Annotated in this window: 29 protein-coding genes; 16 read left to right on the top strand and 13 right to left on the bottom strand. The window is 63.6% G+C overall.

Translation table 11 applies throughout. From position 1 onward, the window contains the following. The first annotated feature begins 138 nt into the window (after positions 1-138). The 6 genes from ACVIGA_RS07900 to ACVIGA_RS07925 all read left to right on the top strand — a co-directional run bounded on the left by ACVIGA_RS07900 (position 139) and on the right by ACVIGA_RS07925 (position 4971). Entirely contained in the window at positions 139-1320 is a 1182-nt protein-coding gene (locus ACVIGA_RS07900) for an ABC transporter substrate-binding protein (protein ID WP_456665938.1), read from the top strand. A 5-nt stretch (positions 1321-1325) separates the two neighbouring features. Beyond that, a complete protein-coding gene (locus ACVIGA_RS07905) occupies positions 1326-2303 on the top strand; it encodes a YVTN family beta-propeller repeat protein (RefSeq protein ID WP_456665939.1) in 978 nt (325 codons plus the stop codon). Then, positions 2300-3115: an ABC transporter ATP-binding protein gene (locus ACVIGA_RS07910; RefSeq protein ID WP_456665940.1), complete on the top strand. Its 816-nt coding sequence runs from the start codon at positions 2300-2302 to the stop codon at positions 3113-3115. The genes ACVIGA_RS07905 and ACVIGA_RS07910 overlap by 4 nt, the downstream gene beginning before the upstream one ends. Continuing rightward, a complete protein-coding gene (locus ACVIGA_RS07915) occupies positions 3112-3960 on the top strand; it encodes an ABC transporter permease (protein WP_050405241.1) in 849 nt (282 codons plus the stop codon). The genes ACVIGA_RS07910 and ACVIGA_RS07915 overlap by 4 nt, the downstream gene beginning before the upstream one ends. After that, positions 3957-4574, top strand: coding sequence for a hypothetical protein (locus ACVIGA_RS07920; protein WP_456665941.1), 618 nt, complete (start codon positions 3957-3959; stop codon positions 4572-4574). Before ACVIGA_RS07915 ends, ACVIGA_RS07920 begins: the two co-directional genes overlap by 4 nt. A 100-nt stretch (positions 4575-4674) precedes the next feature. Further along, positions 4675-4971, top strand: a complete 297-nt coding sequence (locus ACVIGA_RS07925) for a copper-binding protein (RefSeq protein WP_456665942.1) — start codon at positions 4675-4677, stop codon at positions 4969-4971. Between the two features lie 37 nt (positions 4972-5008). Here the strand turns inward: ACVIGA_RS07925 and ACVIGA_RS07930 are convergent, their stop codons facing one another. Together ACVIGA_RS07930 and ACVIGA_RS07935 are read right to left on the bottom strand one after the other, a co-directional pair. Continuing rightward, the gene (locus tag ACVIGA_RS07930) at positions 5009-5563 is read right to left on the bottom strand and encodes a PQQ-dependent catabolism-associated CXXCW motif protein (protein WP_456665943.1); all 555 of its coding nucleotides are present in this window, start codon (positions 5561-5563) and stop codon (positions 5009-5011) included. Next, positions 5560-6441, bottom strand: a complete 882-nt coding sequence (locus ACVIGA_RS07935) for a substrate-binding domain-containing protein (protein WP_223968933.1) — start codon at positions 6439-6441, stop codon at positions 5560-5562. The genes ACVIGA_RS07930 and ACVIGA_RS07935 overlap by 4 nt, the downstream gene beginning before the upstream one ends. Positions 6442-6644: 203 nt before the next feature. Between ACVIGA_RS07935 and ACVIGA_RS07940 the strand changes: the two genes are divergently transcribed. Together ACVIGA_RS07940 and ACVIGA_RS07945 are read left to right on the top strand one after the other, a co-directional pair. Next, positions 6645-7535 carry a quinoprotein relay system zinc metallohydrolase 2 gene (locus ACVIGA_RS07940; RefSeq protein WP_456670759.1) on the top strand — a complete coding sequence of 297 codons (891 nt, stop codon included), beginning with the start codon at positions 6645-6647 and terminating at the stop codon, positions 7533-7535. A 43-nt stretch (positions 7536-7578) separates the two neighbouring features. Beyond that, positions 7579-8403 (top strand): quinoprotein dehydrogenase-associated SoxYZ-like carrier, encoded by an 825-nt coding sequence (locus ACVIGA_RS07945; RefSeq protein ID WP_456665944.1) that lies wholly within the window; start codon positions 7579-7581, stop codon positions 8401-8403. A gap of 25 nt (positions 8404-8428) precedes the next feature. Here the strand turns inward: ACVIGA_RS07945 and ACVIGA_RS07950 are convergent, their stop codons facing one another. Beyond that, the gene (locus ACVIGA_RS07950; protein WP_456665945.1) at positions 8429-8770 is read right to left on the bottom strand and encodes a hypothetical protein; all 342 of its coding nucleotides are present in this window, start codon (positions 8768-8770) and stop codon (positions 8429-8431) included. Between the two features lie 149 nt (positions 8771-8919). Here ACVIGA_RS07950 and ACVIGA_RS07955 point away from each other — a divergent pair, with 149 nt between their 5' ends. The 4 genes from ACVIGA_RS07955 to ACVIGA_RS07970 are packed head-to-tail and all read left to right on the top strand — an operon-like array spanning position 8920 to position 11686. Continuing rightward, positions 8920-9852 (top strand): ABC transporter substrate-binding protein, encoded by a 933-nt coding sequence (locus ACVIGA_RS07955; RefSeq protein ID WP_456670760.1) that lies wholly within the window; start codon positions 8920-8922, stop codon positions 9850-9852. A 2-nt stretch (positions 9853-9854) separates the two neighbouring features. Continuing rightward, positions 9855-10592, top strand: coding sequence for an ABC transporter permease (locus ACVIGA_RS07960; protein WP_420965252.1), 738 nt, complete (start codon positions 9855-9857; stop codon positions 10590-10592). Continuing rightward, positions 10582-11292 carry an ABC transporter ATP-binding protein gene (locus ACVIGA_RS07965; RefSeq protein ID WP_223968927.1) on the top strand — a complete coding sequence of 237 codons (711 nt, stop codon included), beginning with the start codon at positions 10582-10584 and terminating at the stop codon, positions 11290-11292. The genes ACVIGA_RS07960 and ACVIGA_RS07965 overlap by 11 nt, the downstream gene beginning before the upstream one ends. Before the next feature lie 40 nt (positions 11293-11332). After that, positions 11333-11686, top strand: coding sequence for a hypothetical protein (locus ACVIGA_RS07970; RefSeq protein WP_456665946.1), 354 nt, complete (start codon positions 11333-11335; stop codon positions 11684-11686). Between the two features lie 3 nt (positions 11687-11689). Here ACVIGA_RS07970 and ACVIGA_RS07975 read toward each other — a convergent pair whose 3' ends face one another. The 4 genes from ACVIGA_RS07975 to ACVIGA_RS07990 form a co-directional block, all read right to left on the bottom strand. Next, positions 11690-11926, bottom strand: a complete 237-nt coding sequence (locus ACVIGA_RS07975; RefSeq protein ID WP_342727806.1) for a hypothetical protein — start codon at positions 11924-11926, stop codon at positions 11690-11692. A 102-nt stretch (positions 11927-12028) separates the two neighbouring features. Next, positions 12029-12877, bottom strand: a complete 849-nt coding sequence (locus ACVIGA_RS07980; RefSeq protein ID WP_456670761.1) for a hypothetical protein — start codon at positions 12875-12877, stop codon at positions 12029-12031. Positions 12878-13119: 242 nt separating this feature from the next. Further along, the gene (pqqA, locus tag ACVIGA_RS07985; protein ID WP_009031067.1) at positions 13120-13200 is read right to left on the bottom strand and encodes a pyrroloquinoline quinone precursor peptide PqqA; all 81 of its coding nucleotides are present in this window, start codon (positions 13198-13200) and stop codon (positions 13120-13122) included. 341 nt (positions 13201-13541) lie between these two features. Next, positions 13542-13940, bottom strand: coding sequence for an EF-hand domain-containing protein (locus tag ACVIGA_RS07990; RefSeq protein WP_375775857.1), 399 nt, complete (start codon positions 13938-13940; stop codon positions 13542-13544). A gap of 180 nt (positions 13941-14120) precedes the next feature. Between ACVIGA_RS07990 and ACVIGA_RS07995 the strand changes: the two genes are divergently transcribed. From ACVIGA_RS07995 to ACVIGA_RS08010, 4 genes are all read left to right on the top strand, one after another. Beyond that, the gene (locus tag ACVIGA_RS07995; RefSeq protein ID WP_456665947.1) at positions 14121-14366 is read left to right on the top strand and encodes a hypothetical protein; all 246 of its coding nucleotides are present in this window, start codon (positions 14121-14123) and stop codon (positions 14364-14366) included. Positions 14367-14593: 227 nt separating this feature from the next. Next, positions 14594-16258, top strand: coding sequence for a methanol/ethanol family PQQ-dependent dehydrogenase (locus ACVIGA_RS08000; protein ID WP_456665948.1), 1665 nt, complete (start codon positions 14594-14596; stop codon positions 16256-16258). Between the two features lie 70 nt (positions 16259-16328). Continuing rightward, on the top strand, positions 16329-16622 hold the full coding sequence (locus tag ACVIGA_RS08005) for a c-type cytochrome (protein ID WP_456670762.1): 294 nt from the start codon (positions 16329-16331) through the stop codon (positions 16620-16622). Beyond that, complete coding sequence (locus tag ACVIGA_RS08010; RefSeq protein WP_456665949.1) at positions 16619-17557, top strand: substrate-binding periplasmic protein; 939 nt, start codon at positions 16619-16621, stop codon at positions 17555-17557. The genes ACVIGA_RS08005 and ACVIGA_RS08010 overlap by 4 nt, the downstream gene beginning before the upstream one ends. A 19-nt stretch (positions 17558-17576) precedes the next feature. Here ACVIGA_RS08010 and ACVIGA_RS08015 read toward each other — a convergent pair whose 3' ends face one another. The 6 genes from ACVIGA_RS08015 to ACVIGA_RS08040 are packed head-to-tail and all read right to left on the bottom strand — an operon-like array spanning position 17577 to position 22990. Beyond that, positions 17577-18485, bottom strand: a complete 909-nt coding sequence (locus ACVIGA_RS08015; RefSeq protein ID WP_456665950.1) for a flagellin — start codon at positions 18483-18485, stop codon at positions 17577-17579. Between the two features lie 16 nt (positions 18486-18501). Then, entirely contained in the window at positions 18502-20274 is a 1773-nt protein-coding gene (gene flgK, locus ACVIGA_RS08020; protein ID WP_456665951.1) for a flagellar hook-associated protein FlgK, read from the bottom strand. A gap of 27 nt (positions 20275-20301) precedes the next feature. Further along, the gene (locus ACVIGA_RS08025; protein WP_456665952.1) at positions 20302-20757 is read right to left on the bottom strand and encodes a flagellar protein FlgN; all 456 of its coding nucleotides are present in this window, start codon (positions 20755-20757) and stop codon (positions 20302-20304) included. Positions 20758-20776: 19 nt separating this feature from the next. Continuing rightward, positions 20777-21031 (bottom strand): hypothetical protein, encoded by a 255-nt coding sequence (locus ACVIGA_RS08030; RefSeq protein ID WP_212310319.1) that lies wholly within the window; start codon positions 21029-21031, stop codon positions 20777-20779. Next, entirely contained in the window at positions 21028-22299 is a 1272-nt protein-coding gene (gene flgE, locus ACVIGA_RS08035) for a flagellar hook protein FlgE (protein WP_223968914.1), read from the bottom strand. Before flgE ends, ACVIGA_RS08030 begins: the two co-directional genes overlap by 4 nt. A gap of 19 nt (positions 22300-22318) precedes the next feature. Continuing rightward, positions 22319-22990, bottom strand: a complete 672-nt coding sequence (locus ACVIGA_RS08040; protein ID WP_097675462.1) for a flagellar hook assembly protein FlgD — start codon at positions 22988-22990, stop codon at positions 22319-22321. Positions 22991-23052: the final 62 nt, after the last annotated feature.

Here is a 23052-nt window from a genome sequence, read left to right on the forward strand (position 1 = left end):
ATGATTGTGAACCAATCCAGATTTGGTACCACGCAACGACAAAAAGCGGGGTTGCAAGCCAGGCCAATTCCGGCATCTTGCATGTCAACGCATGGCTCGACAACGCCAGCCGAGTGAAGAATGACTACGGGAGGAATTATGTTCCGATGGCTGATCGGCACGATCGCGCTCAGCATGGTGGCGACCGGAGCGCTGGCGGCTGATCCCGTCGAAATCCATATCGGCTATCTCGGCCATGCCGGCATCAAATCGACGCTCTCGCTGATCCAGCAACCGGCCGACAATGACGGCATCGCCGGCGCACGCCTTGCGATCGAAGACAACAATACGACCGGAAAATTCCTCAACCAGCGCTTCACACTCGACGAGATCAAGGTCAAGGACAGCGACGATGTCGCCAAGGTTGCGACCGATCTCGCCGGCCGCAACGACTATATCATCACCGACCTGCCCGCCGACGCCCTGCTCAAAGTCGCCGACGCGCTGCGCGACCGCGGCACCGTGCTGTTGAATGCCAGCGCGATCGACGATCGGCTGCGCGAGCAGGACTGCCGCGCCAACGTGATCCACGTCGCACCGACCCGCTCGATGCTGGCGGACGCGCTGGGCCAATACCTGGTGTGGAAGCAATGGAAGCGCTGGCTGCTGGTGACCGGCTCGCACGATCAGGACAAGCTCTACGCCGATGCGCTGCGCCGCGCGGCCACACGCTTCGGCGCCAAGATCGTTCAGGAACGGACATTCGAGGACACCGGCGGCGCGCGCCGCACCGACTCTGGCGTGACGCTGATCCAGCGTCAGATGCCGGTGTTCACGCAGCAGGCGCCGGCTTACGACGTGCTGGTCGCCGCCGACGAGAGCGAGGTGTTCGCGAACTATCTGCCCTACCGGACCTGGGACCCGCGCCCCGTGGCGGGCTCGGCGGGCCTGGTTCCGACCAGCTGGGACGCGGCGCATGACCAATGGGGGGCGGTCCAGATCCAGAACCGCTTCGTCAAGCTGAACATGCGCCGCATGACGGCGCTCGACATGCAGGCCTGGACGGCAGCCCGCATGATCGGAGAAGCCACATCCCGCACCAATTCGAGCGATCCCAAGAAGGTCATCGCCTTCCTCAAGGGCAAGGATTTCTCGATCGCCGCCTTCAAGGGCACGCGATTGACCCTGCGAGACTGGAATCTGCAGCTCCGCCAGCCGATCCTGCTGGCCGATGGTCGTATGGTCGTTTCGGTCTCGCCGCAGGAAGGTTTCCTGCATCAGGTCTCCGAGCTCGACACGCTCGGTGTTGACCGGCCTGAAACGAAGTGCAAGCTGCAGTGAGGGAGATGAAACGCATGTGGCGCCGCTGTCTGTTGCCCGGGATGCTGGTTTGGCTTGCCGCAACACCGGCGTCCGCCTTCGTTGCCTACGTCTCCAACGAGAAAGGCAACACGGTCACGGTGATCGATACCGACAGCTGGACGGTGACAAAGACCATCAAGGTCGGTCAGCGGCCGCGCGGCATCGAGTTCTCGCGCGACGGCAAGTTCGTGATGGTCGCGGTCGGCGATGACGACACGATCCAGGTGATCGATACCAAGACCCAGGAGATCGTCGACACCCTGCCCTCCGGCCCCGACCCGGAATTGTTCACCCAGGATGCCGCCGGCAAGACTATGTATGTCGCCAACGAGAACGACAACACGGTCACCGTGATCGATCTCGAGAAGCGCGCCCGGCTCGGCGACATCCAGGTCGGCGTCGAGCCGGAGGGAATGACGATCAGCCCGGACGGCAAGATCCTGATCAACACCTCCGAAACCACCAACATGGCGCATTTCATCGACACGACGACGCGCCAGATCGTCGCCAATGTGCTGGTCGATTCGCGGCCGCGCTTCGCCCAGTTCAAGCGCGACGGCTCCGAATTATGGGTTTCCTCCGAGATCGGCGGCACGGTGTCGATCATCGATCCGGTCAAGCGCGAGGTGACCGGCAAGATCACCTTCGAAATTCCGGGCCTGCGCAACGAAGCGATCCAGCCGGTCGGCATCGGCATGACCAAGGACGGCAAGACCGGGTTCGTCGCACTCGGCCCCGCCAACCGCGTCGCGGTGGTCGACGGCGCGACCCACAAGGTCCTCAAATATCTCCTGGTCGGCCAGCGGGTCTGGCACATGGATTTCACCCCGGACGAAAAATATCTGATGGTCACCAACGGGGTCTCGAACGACGTCTCGGTGATCGACGTCGCGGCCCAGAAGGTGATCAAGACCATTCAGGTCGGCGAACTGCCCTGGGGGATCACGATCGCGCAGCCATGACCGCAACCGACGCCCATATCGCGAGCCAGTCCTCGCCGGATGCAGGCCCTGTAGCGGCCGTGCAGCCGGCGCTGTCGATCGGCAATGTCAGCCACAGCTATGGTCCGCGGCGAGCGCTGATCGATGTCAACTTCACGGTCGCGCCTGCGAGCTTCACCGCATTGCTGGGCCTCAACGGCGCCGGCAAGAGCACGTTGTTCTCGCTGGTGACACGGCTGTTCGGGATCCAGAACGGCCAGATCAAGATCTTCGGCCACGACATCAGCCGGACGCCGGGTGAAGCGCTGCGGCTGATGGGCGTCGTGTTCCAGCCACGCACGCTCGATCTCGATCTCTCGCTGACGCAGAACCTGCTGTATCACGCCGCGTTGCACGGCATCTCGCGGCGCGAGGCGCGGCTGCGCAGCGCCGAGGTGCTTGGCCGCATCGGGCTCGCCGACCGCGCCACGAGCAAGGTGCGCGATCTCTCGGGCGGCCAGATGCGGCGGCTCGAGATCGCCCGCGCGCTGCTGCACCGTCCGCGGCTCTTGCTGCTCGACGAGGCCACCGTCGGGCTCGACGTCAAGGCGCGCGCCGACATTCTCGACCATGTCCGGCAACTCGTTGCTGAACAAGGCATCGGCGTACTCTGGGCGACGCATCTGTTCGACGAGATCATGCCGGGCGACGACCTTGTCGTGCTGCATCAGGGCCGGATGCTAGCGCACGGGCCGATGTCGCGCGTGATCGCGGACGCAGGCGCCCAGGACGTCAACACCGCGTTCATGCGCCTGACCGGAACGGCAACCCTCACCGGAAAACCGCCAACATGAGCAGCACGACGGTTACGCCTGAGCGAAGCGGCTTCTCGGTGTCGGAATACATCGTCTGCCTGAACGGCATCGTGTGGCGCGAGGCGCTGCGCTTCCTGCATCAGCGCGAGCGCTTCGTCTCGGCGCTGGTCCGGCCGCTGGTCTGGCTGTTCATCTTTGCGGCCGGCTTCCGTCAGGTGCTCGGTATCTCGATCATCCCGCCCTATGAGACCTACATCCTCTACGAGGTCTATATCGCGCCCGGCCTGATGGCGATGATCCAGCTCTTCAACGGCATGCAATCATCGCTGTCGATGGTCTATGACCGCGAGATGGGCAACATGCGCACGTTGCTGGTCAGCCCACTGCCGCGCGGCTATCTCCTGTTCTGCAAGCTGCTCGCCGGCACGGCGGTATCGCTGCTCCAGGTTTACGCCTTCCTGCTGATCGCATGGTTCTGGGACATCACGCCACCGACCATCGGCTACCTTACGGTGCTTCCGGCGCTGGTGCTGTCGGGCCTGATGCTCGGCGCACTGGGCATGCTGATCTCGGCCAGCATCAAGCAGCTGGAGAATTTTGCCGGCGTGATGAACTTTGTGATCTTCCCGATGTTCTTTGCGTCGTCGGCCCTCTACCCGCTCTGGCGCGTGCAGGAAGGTAGCCCGATGCTGTACTATGTCTGCCAGTGCAATCCGTTCACGCATGCGGTGGAGCTGATCCGGTTTGCGCTGTACGGCAAGATGAACTGGGTTTCGCTCGCGGTGGTCGGCGGCTGCACGGTGGTGTTCATGATCGGCGCGATCCTGGCCTACGATCCATCGCGCGGCCTGGTGCGCCGCGGACCCGGCGGAGGCGAGGCATGACGGGCTGGCGGCCAGCACTCGGCGCGCTGCTCGCGATGGTTCTGTCGAACCAGGTCGCGTTCGCTGCCGACCCGCGTTATCCGGACTGGCCCTGCCAACAGGCCAAGGTGCCCGAGATCTCGCTCGCTGCGGTCTGGGCCGGACCGCCGCTCGGCGACGCCGAGACCAAGTGGCGGGACAATCCGAAGATCAGCCAACTTGCGACCAAGCTCGCGGCGCGCCGCGTTCCGCTCGAGGATGCCCAGAAGGAGATCACCGAGTTCCTGTCGGCCGCCGCGGCCGACAAGGCCAATGCGGGAAAACTGCTGTTCGCGGGCCTGTTCGATACGCTCAACGGCCAGCGGGCCTCGGTCTTGAACGGGCTGGAGCGCGTGATGCGCAAACAGCGTGAGGCCGCAGAAAAGATCCGCGCCGATACGATCGCGCTGCAGGCGCTGCAGGATGCCACGCCGCCGGATCAGGCCAAGGTCGACGAACTCGGCAACCAGCTGGTCTGGGAAACCCGGATCTTCGAGGACCGCGGCCGCGTGGTGAAATTCGTCTGCGAGGTGCCGACCATCATCGACCAGCGGCTGTTCGCGCTCGGCCGCACCATCCAGCAGGAACTGGATTGAGGCCTGCGGCCGATCGCCCCGGGGATCATTGACTCGCCGCCGGAACAAACTGCGCTGCCCGCTCGTTGTCTCCAACTATATCTGAAGTTGGGAGACCTCGATGAGAGCAGCCAAGATCGTCATGACCAGCCTCGCCGCCGCGAGCCTGATCACCACAGCGGCTTTGGCCCAGCAATCCATGTCGGGAATGGTCACCAAGATTGACCGACTGAGTGGAACCATCTCGATCCAGCAGGCGCAAACCGGCACGGTGGGCGCGGCCGGCGGCGCGATCCAGGAATACAAGGTGGCCAAGGGACAGTCGCTGGAGGAGCTTCACGCCGGTGACAGGGTGACGTTCACCGCGTCGGACGGCGACGGCGGCAAGACCATCAACAAGCTCGACAAGCAGAAGTAGCTCGCTGGAGCACTTTCCTGGCCTCGTGAGGGTGGGCTTATTGCTCGCCCTCGCGCGGCTCGGGCTCGACATCCGTCAGCGGCAGATTGGCGCGCCCCCACCCGTCGGTTCCGTCCGGATACCACGCCACATTGCGGTAGCCGTAGGACAGCACGCGCTTGGCGGCGTTCCACGACATCCAGCAATTTTCCTGGCAGTACATCACCAGCAATCTGGCCTTGTTGTCGCCGGAGGCGCGGGCGAGGCCCCGTCGCATATAGTCATCGGTCGATGCGGCGAGCTTGCCGTAGCCGGTGTCGGGCAGCCAGATGCTGCCGGGAATATCGCGATGCTGCCGTTCGCGCCACACCGTGCCGGCCGGCAGATTGGGCTTCGGCGCGCGCGGCAGCACGTCGACGAAGGCGCCAGATTTGTCGCGCCAGATCGCTTCGGCTTCCGCGGTCGTGAGCACGCGTGCGCCGGCAAGCGTGATCGGCACCGGCGCCCGATAATCCTCGGTTCGGTAGCCCTCGGGCTCCGCTGGCGGGTCCTGCGCGCGGACATGCGAAACGGCGAGCAATATCACCGCAAGCATGGCCGCGAGCCTGATCATGGCGATTTGGTCGCGGTCTCCGGCCCGATCGGACGGTCGTTCTCATCGAGCAGCGGAACGCCGAAGTCGAGCAGGATCTTGTTGATCGCCGGCTGGTTCTCCTGAATCAGGCGATTGAGCTGCCGCTTCCAGTTCTGGTCGGACGCCCGCACGCCCATGCCGATGCGATAGACCAGCTTGGGTCCTGAGGTCTCCTTGAGCAGCGGCGTGACATGCAGCGGCGGGTTCGCCTTCTTGGCATAAAAGCCGGCCATCGGCCCCCACAAGATGCCGGCGTCGATCTCGCCCTTTTCGAGGTCGTTCATCATCGCCTCGGCCGAAGAGTCGTAGCGCGTATCGATCATTAGCGGATAGGGCTTCGCATTGCTCATCAGGCCGTTGATGGCCATGTTGGTCGCGGGCGGCGTTCCGGCGACGATGCCGATATGCTTGCCCTTCAGCCGCTCATCCTCGAGCGTCGTGACCTCATCCAGTCCACTGCCCGGCTTGGCGACGATCGCATAGGCCGTGCGGTAATACGGATTGGTCCCTTGCGCGAGGTCGTCGCCTTGCGGAAAGCCCATGATCACGTCGCAGCGATGCGAGCCGAGCGTGACCCGCACGAAGCCGGTCGCCTGCGGGAAATACATGTAATCGAGCTTCTTTTGCAGCTTCTCGGCGAACAGCTCGCCGATCTTGTTCTCAAAACCCTCGCCCTTGTCATTCGAGAACGGCAGGTTGCGCGGATCGGCGCAGATGCGCAGCACCTTGGGATCGACCAGCTCGATGGAGAGTTCGCCCTGCTCATTGACCTGCGCACGCGCGATATCGCGGCCGGCGAGACAGGCGATGAAGCCGGCAAGCGCGAACAGGACAGGACGGCATCCGATAACTCTCATTGCGCGGTCTCCTCTCGATCGGACAGATTGCCGCCATCCGCCAATTGCCCGGCGCAACATGACGTGCAACAGGGATAATGATCGCGACGGTGCCGCGTTGCTTGTTGCAGCGCAAACTGGAGCGCGGCGACATCGATCGCGCGTCCCGGAAAAACTGAGGCGGAAACATGGCTCATGGCGGTTCGGTGCTTGCGCTGCTCCTGATGCTTTGGGCGCCGACCATAGCGCGGGCTCAAGAGGCGGAATTGCCTGTGAGCGAAGTCGCCCCCGGAATATTCGTTCACACCGGGGTCACTGCATTGATGACCCGCGACAACGAAGGCGCCATCGCCAATGTCGGCTTCGTGGTCGGCGACAGCGCCATTGCCGTCATCGACACCGGCGGCAGCGTCCGCGAAGGGCGGCAATTGCTCGCTGCCGTGCGCAGCCATAGCGACAAGCCGATCCGCTACGTGATCAACACCCACGCGCATCCGGATCATAGCTTCGGCAACGCGGCTTTCGTGGCTGACGGGACCAGTTTCGTCGGCCACAAGGCCCTGCCCCGCGCGCTGGCCGCGCGCTGGCAATTCTATCTCGACGGCTTTCGCCGAACCATGGGCGATGCTTTGATCGACGAGGTCCGGATCGTTCCGCCCACCGTGCTGGTCACGGACACGCTGAAGCTCGACCTCGGCGGACGGAGCCTCACCCTGAAGGCATGGCCACCCGCCCACAGCGACAACGACCTCACCGTGTTCGATGAACGCACCGACACCCTGTTCGCCGGCGATCTGGTGTTCCTCGAGCATATTCCGGTGGTCGACGGCAGCCTCAAGGGTTGGCTGCGTGCGCTCGACGACCTCCAGGCTATTCCTGCCGAGCGCGTGGTTCCCGGTCACGGACCCGTGAGTGCGTGGCCTGCAGCACTTGCCGACGAGCGGCGTTATCTTGAGACGCTGGCCGCGGACGTCCGCGCGCTGGTCGCAGGCGGCAAGCCGATCACAGCTGCGGCGGAGCATGCCGCGGCTGCCGAGCGGCCGCGCTGGCAGCTGTTCGACGATTACAACGCCCGCAACGCAACTGCAGCATTCTCGGAAATTGAATGGGAGTAGCTGTTGGTCCTATAATGACGCGGCTGCATAGGATCTCGCGAACATGACTGGACATCGCACCCGCCTGCTTTACATCGCCAGCCTTCTTGCGATCGCGCTGGGGACACCCGCTGCGCTCGCAGCCGAGACCTATGATCCCTGGCCGGGCCTCGTCCAGGACATCTTCAGCAATCGTCCGATGAATGACGGCAACGATGTCATCGGCATCGAGATGCCGGCGCGCGCGGAAGATGCCGCGATCGTTCCGGTGACGCTGCGCACCAAGCTGCAGCCTGGCGACAGCCGCCGCGTCGTCGCGATCACGCTTGTCATCGACGAGAACCCGGCGCCGATGGCCGCGAAGTTCACGCTCGGCCCGGACGCCAACGTCACCGAGATCTCGACCCGCGTCCGCGTCAACAACTACACCAATGTGCACGCCGTCGCCGAGCTCAGCGATGGCAAGCTCTACGTGAGCAAGGTCTATGTCAAAGCGTCCGGCGGCTGCTCGGCGCCGGCCGGCAAGAACGTCGAGGAAGCGAACAACCGGCTCGGCCAGATGCGCTACCGGCAGTTCACAAAGTCCGAACAGGGGCCGGCGACGAGCACACGCGAGGCCCAGATCATGATCGGGCATCCGAATAATTCAGGCCTGCAGATGGACCAGGTCACGCAGCTCTATATCCCGGCCTTCTTCGTCAATGAGCTGCACATCTGGCAGGACGACAGTCCGGTGCTGGCGATGGAGGGCGGTATCTCGATTTCAGAGGACCCCAACATCCGCTTCACTTACGTCTCCAATGGCGCCAAGCACTTCCGCGCCGAGGCCAAGGACACCGACGGGCACGTCTTCGACCACGAATGGAAGGTCGAGAACCCCGGGACCTAACGCGTTCGCGATCTCACGATCAACGCTAGAAGCACCTGACTTCGGCCTCCGCCTGCGCCCGCCTGAGGTCGCTGAGCGCGTTGGCGGCCTGCTCGGACGAGCGGAACTGGCCGCCCAGATTGCCTCGCACCTGCGCCATGCTCAGCACGGTCTCGGCGGTGACGTAGCGGTCATAGGGGATGATCGAGGCGACCACGTCGATCGAGCAGGAACATTGTTCGATCGACTGCCGCGATTCGCCATTGGACTTCATGCAGCCGAACACATATTCGGCCCGCGCCGAGGTTGGATAGTCGTTGATCTCCTGGGCCCGCACGCTGATGGTCGTCCCGGCGAGCACCAGGACGGCGACAATCGGTCGTAGCATGCCAGCTCCTGCCATGGTCCTGCTTCCTCTTCTCTTCCGGCAAGCTATGCTATGGATGTTGATCAGAAAAGAAAACATTCGGGGAAGTGGCTCAACAAACGATGATCATCTCTGTACGCACGGTGTTGGCTGCGGCAGTTCTAGCGGTCATGCAGTTCGGCACCTCGTGCAGCGCGGAGACCATCCGCGTTGCAGCGCAGAAGACCGGAACGCTGGCCTGGGAACTGGCCGTCATTCGCTCCCATGGTCTCGACAAGAAGGCCAATCTGTCGATCGATGTCGTCGAGCTCGCCAGCCCCGAGGCCGGCAAGATCGCACTGCGCTCCGGCTCGGCCGACGTGATGGTGTCGGACTGGCCCTGGGTGTCGCGCGAACGTTCGCTCGGCGCCAAGCTGCAATTCTATCCCTATTCGAGCGCGCTGGGCGCCGTGGTGGTCCCGGCCGCCTCGCCGCTCAAGACGCTCGCCGACCTCAAGGGGCGCAAGCTTGCCGTTGCCGGCGGCGCGATCGACAAGAACTGGCTGCTGCTGCAGGCCGCATCGAAGCAGGACGGCGTCGACCTGAAGTCGCAGGCGACGATCGTCTACGGCGCGCCGCCGCTGCTCACCGCCAAGACGCTCGACGGCGAGATGGACGCGACGCTGAACTACTGGAATTTCTGCGCCGCGCTTGAAGCCAAAGGCTTTCGCCGGCTCGCCGGCATGGAAGAGATCCTGCAAAAGCTCGGCAGCAAGGGCCGCATCGCGATGATCGGGTACGTGTTCGACGAGGCCTGGGCCAACGCCAACAAGGATCTGGTGGCCCGCTTCATCGCCGTGACGCGCGCCGCGAAAGAGATTCTGGCAACCTCGGATGCCGAATGGGACACGATTGCGCCGCTGACCGGTGCGCAGGATGCGGCGACGCTACACGCCTATCGCGACCGCTACCGTGAGGGCATCCCGCGACGTCCGATCGCTGACGAAGAGGCGGATGCACGCGTGCTGTACCGGGTGCTGGCGCAGCTCGGCGGCCGCGATCTTGTCGGCACCGCGACCGAGCTCGATCCCGGCACGTTCTACCAAGCGATCCCGGGAGACTAGCGGTGCTGCGCCTCCTGTCATTCGCGCTGTTCATCGCGACCTGGTGGATCGCCTCGCTGTTGATCGGCGATGCGAAGCTGCCGGCGCCGCCGGCGGTGCTGTCGGTCCTCATAGCCGAAGCGCGATCGGGCGCGCTGTTCGTCAATCTCGGCGCAACGTTGGCGCGCGTCGCGCTGGCCTTCACCCTCGCCATGGCGCTCGGCTCGGCGATCGGCTATCTGATGGGCCGCGTGTCGCTTGCCAATCGGCTTGGCGACCCCTGGCTGATCCTGCTGCTCAACTTGCCGGCACTCGTCGTCATCGTGCTGGCCTATATCTGGGCCGGGCTGACCGAGGTCGCCGCGATCACGGCCATCGCCATCAACAAGCTGCCGACTGCCGTCGTCACCCTGCGCGAAGGCGCCCGCGCGCTCGACCCTGCGCTCGACGAGATGGCAACGGCGTTTGCCTTGCCGCGCGGCCGCGCCTTCCGGCATGTGGTCCTGCCGCAGCTTGCGCCCTACATCGCGGCCGCTGCACGCTCCGGGCTGTCGCTGGTGTGGAAGATCGTGCTGGTCGCCGAATATCTGGGCCGCCCCAACGGCGTCGGCTTCGAGATCGGCGTCGCCTTCCAGCTGTTCGACATCCCGTTGCTGCTGGCCTATTCGCTGAGCTTTGCCGGTGTCGTGCTCGTCATCGAGACCCTGCTGGTGCAGCCGTTTGAAACCAGGCTAACGCGGTGGCGGCTCCGTGCAGCTTGAGGTCAATATCACAGGCAAGAGCTTTGCGAGCGCGGCCGGAAAACGGCACGACGTGCTCGACAACGTCACCTTCACGTTGAACGCCGGCGAGGTTGGCGTGCTGTTCGGCCCATCGGGCTGCGGCAAGAGCACCCTGCTCCGGATTCTCGCCGGGCTCGACGCCAACTACCAGGGCCACGTCGCGCGCTCCCCCGGCATGCGCCTCGGCATGGTGTTCCAGGAGCCGCGGCTGTTGCCCTGGCGCACCGTTGAGGAGAATGTGAGGATCGCCGCACCGCATGTCGACGACGGCACGCTGTCGGCGCTGTTCGAGGTGCTCGAATTGAGCGTGCATCGCAACCACTTTCCCGGTGAGCTGTCGCTCGGCCTTGCCCGCCGCGTCGCGCTCGCCCGCGCCTTCGCCATCGAACCGGATTTCCTGATCCTCGACGAGCCACTGGCCTCGCTCGACAATGCACTTGCGGGGCGGTTGCGCGACCAGGTCGCCACGCTGGTCGCCAGCCGGAAGATGATGACGCTCCTCGTCACCCACGATCTCGACGACGCAGTCCGCCTCGGAGACCGCCTGTTCTTCCTGTCGCCGCGACCCGCCCGAATCCTTCACGTCGAAACCATTGCCGCGCCGCGCGCAACGCGCAGCGAACCGGAGATCGACGAAATCAAGCGGCGGCTCTCACAGTTGGACCTTGCAAATATGTGAGACGCCGTCATCCTTGGACGAAAGCGTAAGGAGAGGTTGGATGCCGCGTGCGTTGATTGCTGTTGGTGTTGCGTTGCTTGTGCTGCCAGCCACAGTGCTCGCCCAAAGCAAGGGCAAAGGCATCCGGCTGTGGAATCTGACCAGCGCCACGATTTCGAGCTTCGAGCTGTCGCCGGCAGGCAAGAACGAGTGGGGTCCGAACCAGACGCTCAACGACAAGGACAAGGAAGTCGACCACGACGAGCGCTTGCGGATCACCGGCGTCGAGCCCGGCCGCTACGATGCCAAGGTCGGCTACAGCGGCGCAAAGCAGTGCTTCGTTCGCGACATCGAGATCAAGGCCGATGCCGTGTTTTCGGTGTCCGACAAGGACCTGAAGGACTGCAATAGGTAACAGCTAGCCCGCCGGCGGTTTGCCGTCCGCGCCGGCGCGATCGTTGGTGTGCGGATATTCGCAACGCCATCGCACCGCGGTCCATTTCGGATGCTCGCCGACCCATTGCGCGATGTAAGGCGGCGCGGCCATGGCGCATTGCTGCAGCGAACCGCTCCAGTTGAACACCAGATGCTGCTCCTCGCAGGTGGCGGGCGACAGCACGGCACATACGGTGACGATCAGATCAATCGGGTTCATGCGCGATCCCTAAGCGTGCTCACGAAATAGATAACACGACGGAATACGTAATCAGCCAGGTCAGGGTTTCACAGGCCCGTGACAGGGCGCGGGAACCCGGCTCTAGAAGTTCAGACCGTACACCAGCCGCGCCTGGTGGCGCTCGAAATTGACCAGGTCGAGGGCGGCATTGCTGCCGGCCCGCTGCCCCCAGGCCTGGACGCTCCAGGTCGCAGTCAGGCGCGAGCGCTCCGAGAGCTGAAAATAGGCGGTCGGACCGATGAACAGCGCCTGCCCGGACAGTTCATCAAGGCCGATCCCGTCATACTTCCTGAAATAACGCGCTTCGCCGCCGATCAGGATATCCGGCCTCACCTTGGCCATCAGGCCAAACGCGACGCCGATCGTGGCATCCTGCTCTGCGGTGCCGGTGCGCGGCATCCGCGTCCATTCGGGCTCGTAGCTAACGTTCAGCGCCGCCACCACCAGATTCGGGAGCACCTCACGGTCGAACGCCACCGTGAGCTCGGTGCCGTAGCTGCGGACTGCCGCGGCCGTCGTTTCATCAACGCGGCCGGCGCGTGTCTCCAGCGCGACCGTCATGCCGAAGGGCGCCGCCTCACGATCGAGAAAGCGATAACGAAAATCGACCGACACGCTTTGCCACGACAACTGGCGGCGATCGTCAAAGCCCGGAACGCGATTGATATCGTAAGCGCTGAACGACGTGCCGAGTTCGACACGAAAGTTCGGCGCCGGAACGAGCTCGAGCTCCATCTCCTGATTGAGCGCGCGATAGCGGCCGCCATCCTTGGCGAAGCGCCCGGTGGTCTGGCTCTGGAATTCCCGCTCGCCGACGTCGCCCACATCGGAGCCGATCATGAAGCCGAAGATGTGCTCGGTATCAAAGCCCTCGGCGTAGGCGCCGAGCGGCAGCACGGCCGCGACGCCGGCAATCGCCGCGCCCAGCATGCCCACCCAACGCCCTCGCCTGATTTCGAAACTCATCGTCCCCGGACCACCGCCTCAAGCCGCACTGTAGGACAAAGCAGCATGGCCCGCCAATCGCGCAGGTGGTCTCGATTTCAACGTGTTGTGGGAAGGATCTGCAGGAAATTCGAGCGGCAGCATCGCGGCCGCGAAAGACGCCTGCCACGGCTCGATGCAGCAAGCTGCTCGGGCCGGGCAGGCTGCCTCGCGTTACTTGTCTCGGATTACTTGCGCGCTGCGCAGGCGTACATGTTGATTTCCATGCCAACCGGCACTTCGACGATCTTCGGTGTTTTCCAGGCCATTTCCTTCTCCCAAGTATATGTTGGCGCAAGCGTCGCGCCGCGCGGCAAGCTAGGGCTGGCTGTTCCAGGGCGCAAGCCGGCCGGGTAAGGACCCGACTTCGCTGCTGGGCATGCCGAAACGGACGACGGCTCGCTGACGTCCGCCCGGCTTTGAAACAATTGGGAAACCCTGACGCTGATCTGTCAGGCATTTTCCGGCTGCCGGGCGGCGACGTACCGATAAGCAAACCCGATCACGTCGGCGGCGTCTTGCCCAAGAGCGAAATCGCAACTTTTTTTGTTATGCGCGGAATCCAGCGTCGATAACCGGAATCAGCCCGGCGAGATGCGCAGGCACGGACCTATTTGAGCAGGCGCAGCAGCGCCCGGCCGGCCCGCGACTTCAACTCCTTCGCATCCAGCGTTCCGTCATTGTCGGGATCGGCGGCCTTGAACCGCTGCTCGACGACCGCGAGATACTCGTCGAGCGTCAGGGTGCCGTCGTGATCCGGATCCGCCATCTTGAGTTCTTTCGCAGTCAGCCGTCCGCGCAATTCACGCACGTCGAGCGTGCCGTCATGATCGGGATCGAGCTTCGCGAACAGATCGGCGGCAGCTTTCTTGGCCTCGGCAAGGTCGACCGTGCCGTCATTGTCGGGATCGAGCATCTTGAGCGCGCTGCGACCGCCCGATGCGGCCAGAGCGGGACCTGACAGCACGGCCATGGCCAAAGTCAAAGCAAGCGATCGGCGCGAAATCATCGTTCGTCTCCCTTGAGAGTGTCGCTCCGGCAAAGATACCGGCCCACCATAGCAGCTTCGACGAAGCTCCTACAGCTAGAGCAACCCGCGAGACCTGTCGGGTTTCGGGTGGAAAGAAGCTTCCTCACGGATCATCTGTGGCGTTCGGATGGCATTGCACCGGAACAAGCGAGGTGACCCATGGGCGACATTTGCAGGACCACGTTGGGCTGCCTGGTTGCGCTCGGTCTGACCGCGCCCGCGTCCGCGCAGAACAAGACCCCTGCCCCATCGGCAGAGGTTGTCCAGCAGCGCGCGCTCACCGGCAAGGAGCGGCTTGGACGCAAATGGACCGACGAGCAGCGCATCGACAATTGCAATGTGCCGCCGGACAAGCGGGGCACCAAGCCGCGTCCGAGTGCCTGTCCGCATGCGCCGTCTAGCTGATCGAACCGTTCGCGCTGCGGCATAGCGGCGGGTCACACATGGCGTTGTGTATTCCACGTGGCGGTAAGCTACGGGCGCATCAGCGAAAACCTGAGGCTTTCGACCGGTCTCTTCAAGCTGCTGGGGTTCGTTCACGTTTTCGTATTGACCCGTTTTGGTTTCAGGGGGATGGTTCCGTCGCAACGTCAGGAATAGGCGTGCGGGAAAAGGTTCATTGGGAGGATATGATGAGACGCATTGCGCTGGCCGCAAGCCTCGTAATTCTTGCATCTTATGGTGCAAGCGCTCAGACCAACGAGCAGTTGGTGAAGGGCGCGACTGATACATCGAACGTTCTCAATTATGGTATGGGCTACAACCTTCAGCGCTTCTCGACGCTGAACCAGATCAACAAGGACACCGTCAAGAATCTGGTCCCGGTCTGGAATTACAGCTTGAACGACGACCGCAGCGAGGAATCGCAGCCGCTCGTCTACCAGGGCGTCCTCTACGTCACCACGCACAGCGCCACGATCGCGATCGACGCCAAGACCGGCAAGCAGATCTGGAAGACCAAGGTCGAGTATCCCGCCGAGACGCCGCGTATCGTCTGCTGCGGCATCATCAATCGCGGCGCGGCCCTGTATGACGGCAAATTGTTCCGCACCACCCTCGACGCCAATGTGATCGCGCTCGATGCCAAGACCGGCAAAGAGCTGTGGCGCGAAAAGGCCGCGGACATCAAGGAAGGCTACTCGATGACGGTGGCGCCGCTGGTCGCCGACGGCGTCGTGATCACCGGCATCTCCGGCGCCGAATTCGGCACCCGCGGCTTCATCGACGGCTGGGATCCGGCGACCGGCAAGAAGCTCTGGCGTACCTACACGATCCCGACTCCGGACGAGCCCGGCGGCGATACCTGGAAGGGCGACACCTGGAAGCTGGGCGGCGGATCGACCTGGATCACCGGCTCCTATGACGCCGAACTGAACACCGTGTATTGGGGCATCGGCAATCCCGGACCGTTCAACTCAGCGGTGCGTCCGGGCGACAATCTCTACACCTGCTCGGTGCTGGCGCTCGATCCGAAGACCGGCAAGATCAAGTGGCACTACCAGTTCTCGCCGAACAATCCGTTCGACTACGACTCGGTGGCCGAGATGGTGCTCGCCGACATGAATGTCGAGGGCAAGCCGACCAAGGTGCTGATGGATGCCAACCGCAACGGCTTCTTCTACGTGCTCGACCGCACCAACGGGAAGCTGCTCGCGGCCAATCCTTATGTGAACGTCAACTGGGCCACCGGAGTGGACCTGAAGACCGGACGGCCGATCGAGACCGACGTCGTCAAGGATGCACGTGACGGCAAGAAGGTCACGGTCTATCCGTCGATCCTCGGCGGCAAGAACTGGGAGCCGATGTCGTTCAATCCGCAGACCGGCCTCGCCTATGCCAACACGCTCGCCTTCGGCGGCAAGTACAAGTCCGAACCGGTGACGTTCAAGCAGGGCGAATGGTATGTCGGCATGGACCTCACCGATCCCTGGGAATGGGGCACCGGACCGCGCGGCCATCTCAAGGCGATCGATCCGATGACCGGCAAGGCGAAGTGGGAGGTGCCGAGCGACATTCCGCGCTTCTCCGGCGTGCTCTCCACCGCGGGCGGCGTGGTGTTCTCCGGTCAGCTGACCGGCGAATTCGAGGCATTCGACGCCGACACCGGCAAGAAGCTCTGGCAGTTCCAGACCGGCTCGGGCATCGAAGGACAACCCGTGACCTGGCAGCAGGACGGCGTGCAGTATGTCGCCGTCACCTCGGGCTATGGCGGCGTCTATTCGCTGTTCTCGGGCGACGAGCGGCTTGCCAAGGTCCCACCCGGCGGCTCGCTGTGGGTTTTCGCGGTCAAGAACTGAGCGCGGAGCACACGTGACTGAAAGAGTAACCCTGTTGACGGCGGCGATCTTCGCCGCCGTCGCGGCAGCTTTGATCACGTTGATCCCGGCAGCCGCACAGCAAGCCAATGCAATCGACCTTCAGGGTCAGGCCGACCAGGGCAAGGTCACCTACGCCAAGAACTGCTCGCATTGCCATGGGCCCAACATGGTCAACTCCGGCACCATCACGCCGGACCTGCGCGCGTTTCCCGACGACAAGACGCGCTTTGTGACCACCGTGAAGCAAGGCAAGAACGGCAAGATGCCGCCCTGGGCCGACATCCTGAGCGAGCAGGAGATCGCCGACGTTTGGGCCTTCCTGTCGAGCCGGAGGCCCCAATGAGAGCGCTCATGACGGGCGTCGCGACAGCCCTGCTTCTCGCCGCCACGGCGGCAGCGCATGCCGCCGACGCGCCGCTCAAGGTATGCCTCGATGAGGATCTGCCGCCGTTGTCGGCGCATCATCGCGGCAAACCGGATGCCGGCTTCGACGTCGCGCTCGCGCAAGTGATCGCCGAGCGGCTCGGGCGGCCGCTCAAGATCCAGTGGTTCGAGAGCAAGCTCGACGAGGATTCGAGCCCCGCGCTTGAAGCCAATGCGCTGCTGTCGGACGGACGATGCTCGCTGGTCGGCGGGTACGCCTTCACGACGGACTCGCTGAAGGCGCCGGGCGTCGCGACGGCCAAGCTGCCGGACTTCGATGGCGCCACCCGCGACGATCGCCGCCGGCGGATCCCGATCGGGGTGCTGGCGCCAAGTCAGCCCTACATCTATTCGCCGATGACCGTCGTGCTTGGTCCGAAAGCCAAGGACCGGCTCAAGGACCGCAAGATCACCGATATCGGCGATCTCGCCGGCCTTCGCCTGACGATCGAAAGCGGCACGCTGGGCGATGCGATCCTGATGACCTTCGACAAGGGCAAGCTGATCGAGGACATCACCCACCTCGTTCCCGGACGCAGCGACCTGTTGGGAGAGCTGGAGCGCGGTGAATTCGACGCCACCCTGCTCGACCTGCGCCGGTTCGACGCCTACCGCGCCGATCATCCCGACACCAGGATCACCGCCTCTGGCTATTATTATCCAATCGGCGCCAATCGCGGTTACGTCGCCCTCGAGACCGACAAGGCGCTGCTGGAGGCCATCAACAAGGTGCTGTCCGACCTGCAAGCCAAAGGCGCCATCGCCGAGCTTGGCAAGGCCGCAGGCCTCACCTGGCTCGCTCCGCGCGAGCCGATCATCCTCGGCGATGTCTGGCTGAAGATCCTGAACCGATGAGCCGCTCGCCGCGGGCCTGCTATTTCAGATAGTTGGCCAGGTTCATGCTCTGGATCTTGGCGATCGCCGAATAGGATGCCGTCAGCTGCGCCTGATAGGTCGAAAGCTGCGCCGTCACCGCGGCGACGTCGACGCTGGTGAGGTTGGTCGACAGCGTCTTGGCAAAATTCTGGTAGTCGCTCTGGTCTGTACTGGCGGTCTCGATCTGCGACGCCGAGGTCGAGAGCTTTGCCTGCACCGTCGACGTTGCATCCAGCGCAGTGCTGGCGAGGTTGAGCGCCTGCGAGATATCGCTCGACGACAACGTCGTGCTGTTGCCGACGTATTTCAACAGCCGCAGGACCTGCTCGAAGGCAGGATTGTCGGCGGTGACGCCGTAGGAAACCGACTGGCTGTCCGAAACGCGCACCGACGCGATCTCGCTGTCGCCCTTGTAGTAGCTGGTGTCCGATGTCGTCAGCGAGCCCGTGCCGGCGTCATAGCTCGACAGATCCACAGGCGCAGTGTCGGTGCGGGCGCCGCTGAAGACGTACTCACCGTCATACTGGGTATTGAGCAGCCCCTGCATCTGCGAGATCGCCTGCTGGGCATAGTTGATCACCGATGCCGTCGCCGTGCTGCTCCCGGTCGTGGCGGCGCTGAGCTGGGTCCGAAGCTGCGTGATGATATCGGTCACCGAGCCGACCGCCGAATACATCGCCTGCACCTTGTTGTCGGCGAGATTGCTGGCATCGATGTAGGACTGGGCCCGCGTCACCGAGACCTGCAAATTGATCACGCGTCCGGCGCCGGAACCGTAGCCACCGAAATCCTCGGATTGCAGCCCGGAGGACTCCTGCACCTGCTCGTTGGCCATCACCGACTGCACGCGCAGCGCGCTTGATATCATCTGCTCCGATTGCGCGAAGGTGGCAACACGCATCATCATGACAACGCCCTCACACTCAGGCTGTGCCCATCGCGGTCATCAGCGCCGAGAACATGGAATTGATGGTCGTAATGATCTGGGATGCGGCAGCGTATTTGTTCTGCAACGCACTCAGATTCGCGCTTTCCTGGTCAATGTTGACGCCGGACTGCGACGACAGCGAACTCGCATAGGTCGACTGTGCGGTCTGCTTGGATGTGTAGGTCGCCGATGCCTGGCTCGCCTTGGCCGCAACGCTGGCAACGATCGCTGCCGCATAGTCGGTGAAAGAGCCAGTGGTGGCGCCAAGCCCACCCGCCATCGCGAAGTTGGTCGACCCCGTCAGCGCGCTCGAGAGCGCGTTCACCACCGTCGCCGAGCCCGACGACAGCACCGAGTTTCCGACCGTCAGCGTGGACAATGCATCGAGCGTAGCCGTCGGCAGCGCGGCGGTGCCGCTGAGGATGTCGCTGCGCACCCCGATGTTAGAGGCGCTGGTCCCCGTGATCAGGTCGTTGAGCCCGAAAAACTGGGAAAATCCCTCACCGCCGACCGAACTCGTCATCTGATTGATGGCGATGCCATTGCCCGACCCGGTCGCCGAGATCGATAAATGTCCGTTGGCATCGACCGATGCCGATACGCCGGAGATGGTGTTGATCTTGGCGGCCAGTGCCCCCACCGTGGAATACGCCGATAGATCGATATCCTGATACGATACGAGATTGCCGCTCTTGTCGGCGACTGCGATACGCACCGTGCCGGTGCCCGCGAACGATGTCGAGTTGCTGACAGTCGCCGCACCGGTCAGGCTCGTCGGCGGCGGCACCGATGTGCCCTGGTTCGATACCGTATTCACGCTCGAAGCCAGCTGCTGGGCAAGCTCATCGAGCTGCGACTGCGCGGCCGGCAAGGTCTGGTCGCGCAGGGCAATCAAGGCGCTGACCTTGCCGGAGGAGATCTGCGAAGTGATGTCGATCCCGTTGACGGTGATGCCGCTGAAGCCGCTCGTCGCCGATCCCGCGGTATACGTTGTCGACGCCGTGACGTTGGGCGCCGCCGTATAGCTCAGCGGGTGCGCCGTGCTGTCGACGAGCGCCTGCCCGGAACCGGTATAGATCTGCAGGTCACCGCTCGACGTGGTGAAGTAGCTCACGTTCATCTGCGACGCGACGTCCTGCAGCGCGCTGTTGCGCTGATCCTCGAGATCGGCGGTTGGCTGGCCTGCGGCCGCTTCCTGCTTGATCTGCTTGTTGAGGTCGGAGATCTGCTGCAGATCGGAATTGATGTCAGTGACTGACGACGCGATGTCCTGGTCGGCGTTGGAGCGCAGCTTCTGGATGCCGCTCGAGGTCTGCTGCAGCTGATCGGTGACCGCCGCGAGCGCGCTGACCGCGTTCGATTGCAGCGACGCGCTGCTCGGCGTGCTGGCGAGCGAGGACAGCGCCGACTCGAATGCCGCGATCGTGTTGGCCAGCGAGGTGCCCGTCGTGGAACTGCCGCTGCTCGACGTGCTGCCATAAAGCTGCTGGAGCTCGGTCAGATAGCTGTTGTTGGTGTCGGCGGCGCCGAGATCGGAATTGGCCCCGACCAGCGACTTCAGGAGCAGCTTGTCGACCGCGCTGGTGATCCCCGAGATCGTGACACCGGTGCCGACGCCGCTGGTGACGCTGCTGCTTTGGTTGGCGGTCTTCTCGGTGTAGCCCTTGGTGTCGGCATTGGAGATATTGGCCGAGGCCACGCTGATCTGCACCTGTGTGGCTGACAGGCCGCTGAATGCGATGCTTCGTGCGATATCGAGCGACGACACGGCCAACTCCCTCCGGCGACGGCCCGGTCAGGCCCGCACGTTGGTGCCATAGGACATCGCGGATGTGACGCGACGGCCGCCGGCCCCGTATGGCGATACGTTGGCGATCTGCTCGCGGATCGCCTGCATGATCGCCTCGATCCGGCGGTTGCTGGCATCGATCGCCGCACGCAGCCGCATCACGTTCTCGTCCATCGCTACCCGAAGCTTCAGGATCCGGTCCATCAACTGCTCGCGCAGTGCGCGATCCTGGACGTTGAGATTGGCGGCCTTGCCGACGGCCTCCGCCACACACTGCTCGAACAGCGTCGCGAGGCGGTTCTTCTCGTCGACTTGCTTCAGCCGAGAGGCCGGCAGGCCCTTGGCGAGCTCGACGTTCTCCTCGTTCACGATCTCGATCAGATTGTCGATCAATGCGATTAACGACCTGGCGCGCTCGTCATTGCCCGCGGGATTGATCTTGATGTCGCGTTCCGGTGTCATGTCATCGCTCCCGTTCAAGCTAGTGTCCGCGACGCAGGGCGCGAACCGACTGTGCGCTGCGCCCATACGCGGTGATTGCCGTTACCCGGACCGAGGCCCGGTTGAGTTCCTGGTCGAGCCGTGCGCATTCGCGCATCAGCAGGTCCCGCAGCGTTTCGACGTCGTCGAGCAGCGCAGTGAGCTGCGCCCGATCGTCCGGCCGAACCGAGGCAGCCCTCGCCTTCAGCCGCTGAAGCCTGACCAGCAGGCGGTCATTCTTCTTTTCCGTCATCATCGCGACACCGCCGAAATCAGCGTATCGAACATCTTGTTGACGGTAGTGATCACCTGTGACGCCGCCGAATAGGCCTGCTGCGCCGAGATCATGTTGGAGAACTGCCCGCTGGTGTCAGTGGTGCTCGATTCCAGCTCGCTGCCGTAGATCGTGCCGGCGCCGTTGGCCCCCGAGGTCTGCAGCGTGGCGTTGCCGGAGGCTGCCGTCGCGGAGTACAGGCCGTCGCTGGCCGCGCTCAATCCGTTGGGGTCGCTGAAGGTTGCGACCGCAATCTTGTAGATCGCGATGGTCTGCCCGTTGGAGTAGGTCGCATCGACCACACCACCCTTGCCGATCGCGATGCTACTCAGCTTGCCGTAGGGAAGACCGTCGGGCGTAATGCCGGTCAGGTCGACTGACGGGGTCGTCTCACCCGAGGCGTACTGGGTCAGGCCATCAGTCTTGCCGACGGTACCGAGATTGAGCGCGATGCTGCTGTTGGCAGCCCCATCGGTCCAGCCCGTCACCGAGATCGTCGGCGGGCTTGGATTCGTCGAGGCGAGAGAACCATCGCTATTGAAAGTGATGGCCACTGTGCCGCTGCTCGTTGTTCCCGTCGTCGTACTCGAATTCGAGGCAAGCGTTGGATTTCCAAAGCTTGCGGTCCAGGCATTGGCGCCGGTCTTGGTCCAGGTGATCTGGATCGAATTCGCTGTTCCGAGCGAGTCGTACGCCGTCATGGAGCTGCTGAAGGTGGCACCAGTCGCCGCATCCGACGGCAAGTTCGCTGCGATCGTCGCCTTGGTCGTAGCGCTGCCGCTGGTTGCAGCGACCTGTGTGTTGATCGGCCCAAGGCTCGCGGCCGACGCATTGCCGAGGATGTTGCCTTGCGCGTCGGTGCGCCAGCCCTCGAGGTAGTTGCCGTTATTGACGAGGTAGCCCGAGTTGTCGGTGGTGAACGCACCGTTGCGCGTATAGGAGGTGGTGCCGCCGGTCGTCGCATTGGTGGTGACGAAAAAGCCGCTGCCCTGGATCGCAACGTCGGTGGCGTTGGTGGTCGCGGCCAGCAATCCCTGCTGGCTGATGTTGGCGCGGCCGGACACGTTGACGCCGCCGGACGTGTACGAGGTGGCGCTGTTCGACGCCGTCACCAGATCTTCGAACATCGCCGACGTGGTCTTGTAGCCGGTGGTATCGGCGTTCGAGATGTTGTCGGAAATCATTGCCAGCGACTGGCTCTGCGAATTGAGCGCCGAGATCGCCGAGGAAAGTGCACCAGTAAGACTCATGATAATACTCCGGAAGCAATCAGGACGTGACGCCGATGATGTTGGCGGCGCTGACGGGGACCCCGTTCACGAGCAGCGAAGGTGTCGAGCCGGACGCATCGATCCCGGTCACCGTTCCAGTCATCGTGGTGTAGCTGAGCAGCGAGTTTCCGGCGGAGTCGGTCGCGGTCACCTGGATCGTGTACTGGCCGCCGTTGCTGAGCTGAGTGCCGTTCGTGGTCTGGCCATTCCAGGTGAAGGTGTTCGAGCCGGCGGTTCCGGTCCCCTTGCCGCTCCACACCGTGTTGCCCGAGGAGTCCTGGATCGCGATCGCGACGTTGGAAGCAGCCGAGGTGAGCGAGTAGCCGAAGGTCGCCGAGCCGTTGGTCAGCTCTGCCGTGTTCGTCTTCGCCTCGACGGTGTGGCCGATATAGTTGACCGAGTTGAGCGTCACGAGGCTCGAGAACGAGCTCGCGAGCGACGTCATGCTGGCGTTGGTCGACTGCTGCTCGGTGAAGTTGGCGTAAGAGGTGAGCTGATTGATGAAGTCGGTCGTGCTGGTGGCATTCAGCGGATCCTGGTTCTGCAGTTCGCTGACGAGCAGGTTGAGGAAATCGGTCGAGCTCATCCCCATCGACGCGCTGGTTGACGAACTCGACGACGAGCTCGAGGCGGCGGAGGCTGCAGCAGAGGTTGCCGAGGAAACGGTCATGACAAGGCTCTCTTCGTCGCGGGCTAGGCGACGGAACGCGGTGAAACATTGGGATCGTGAAG

The sequence above is a fragment of the Bradyrhizobium sp. USDA 3240 genome (genome assembly GCF_054063295.1).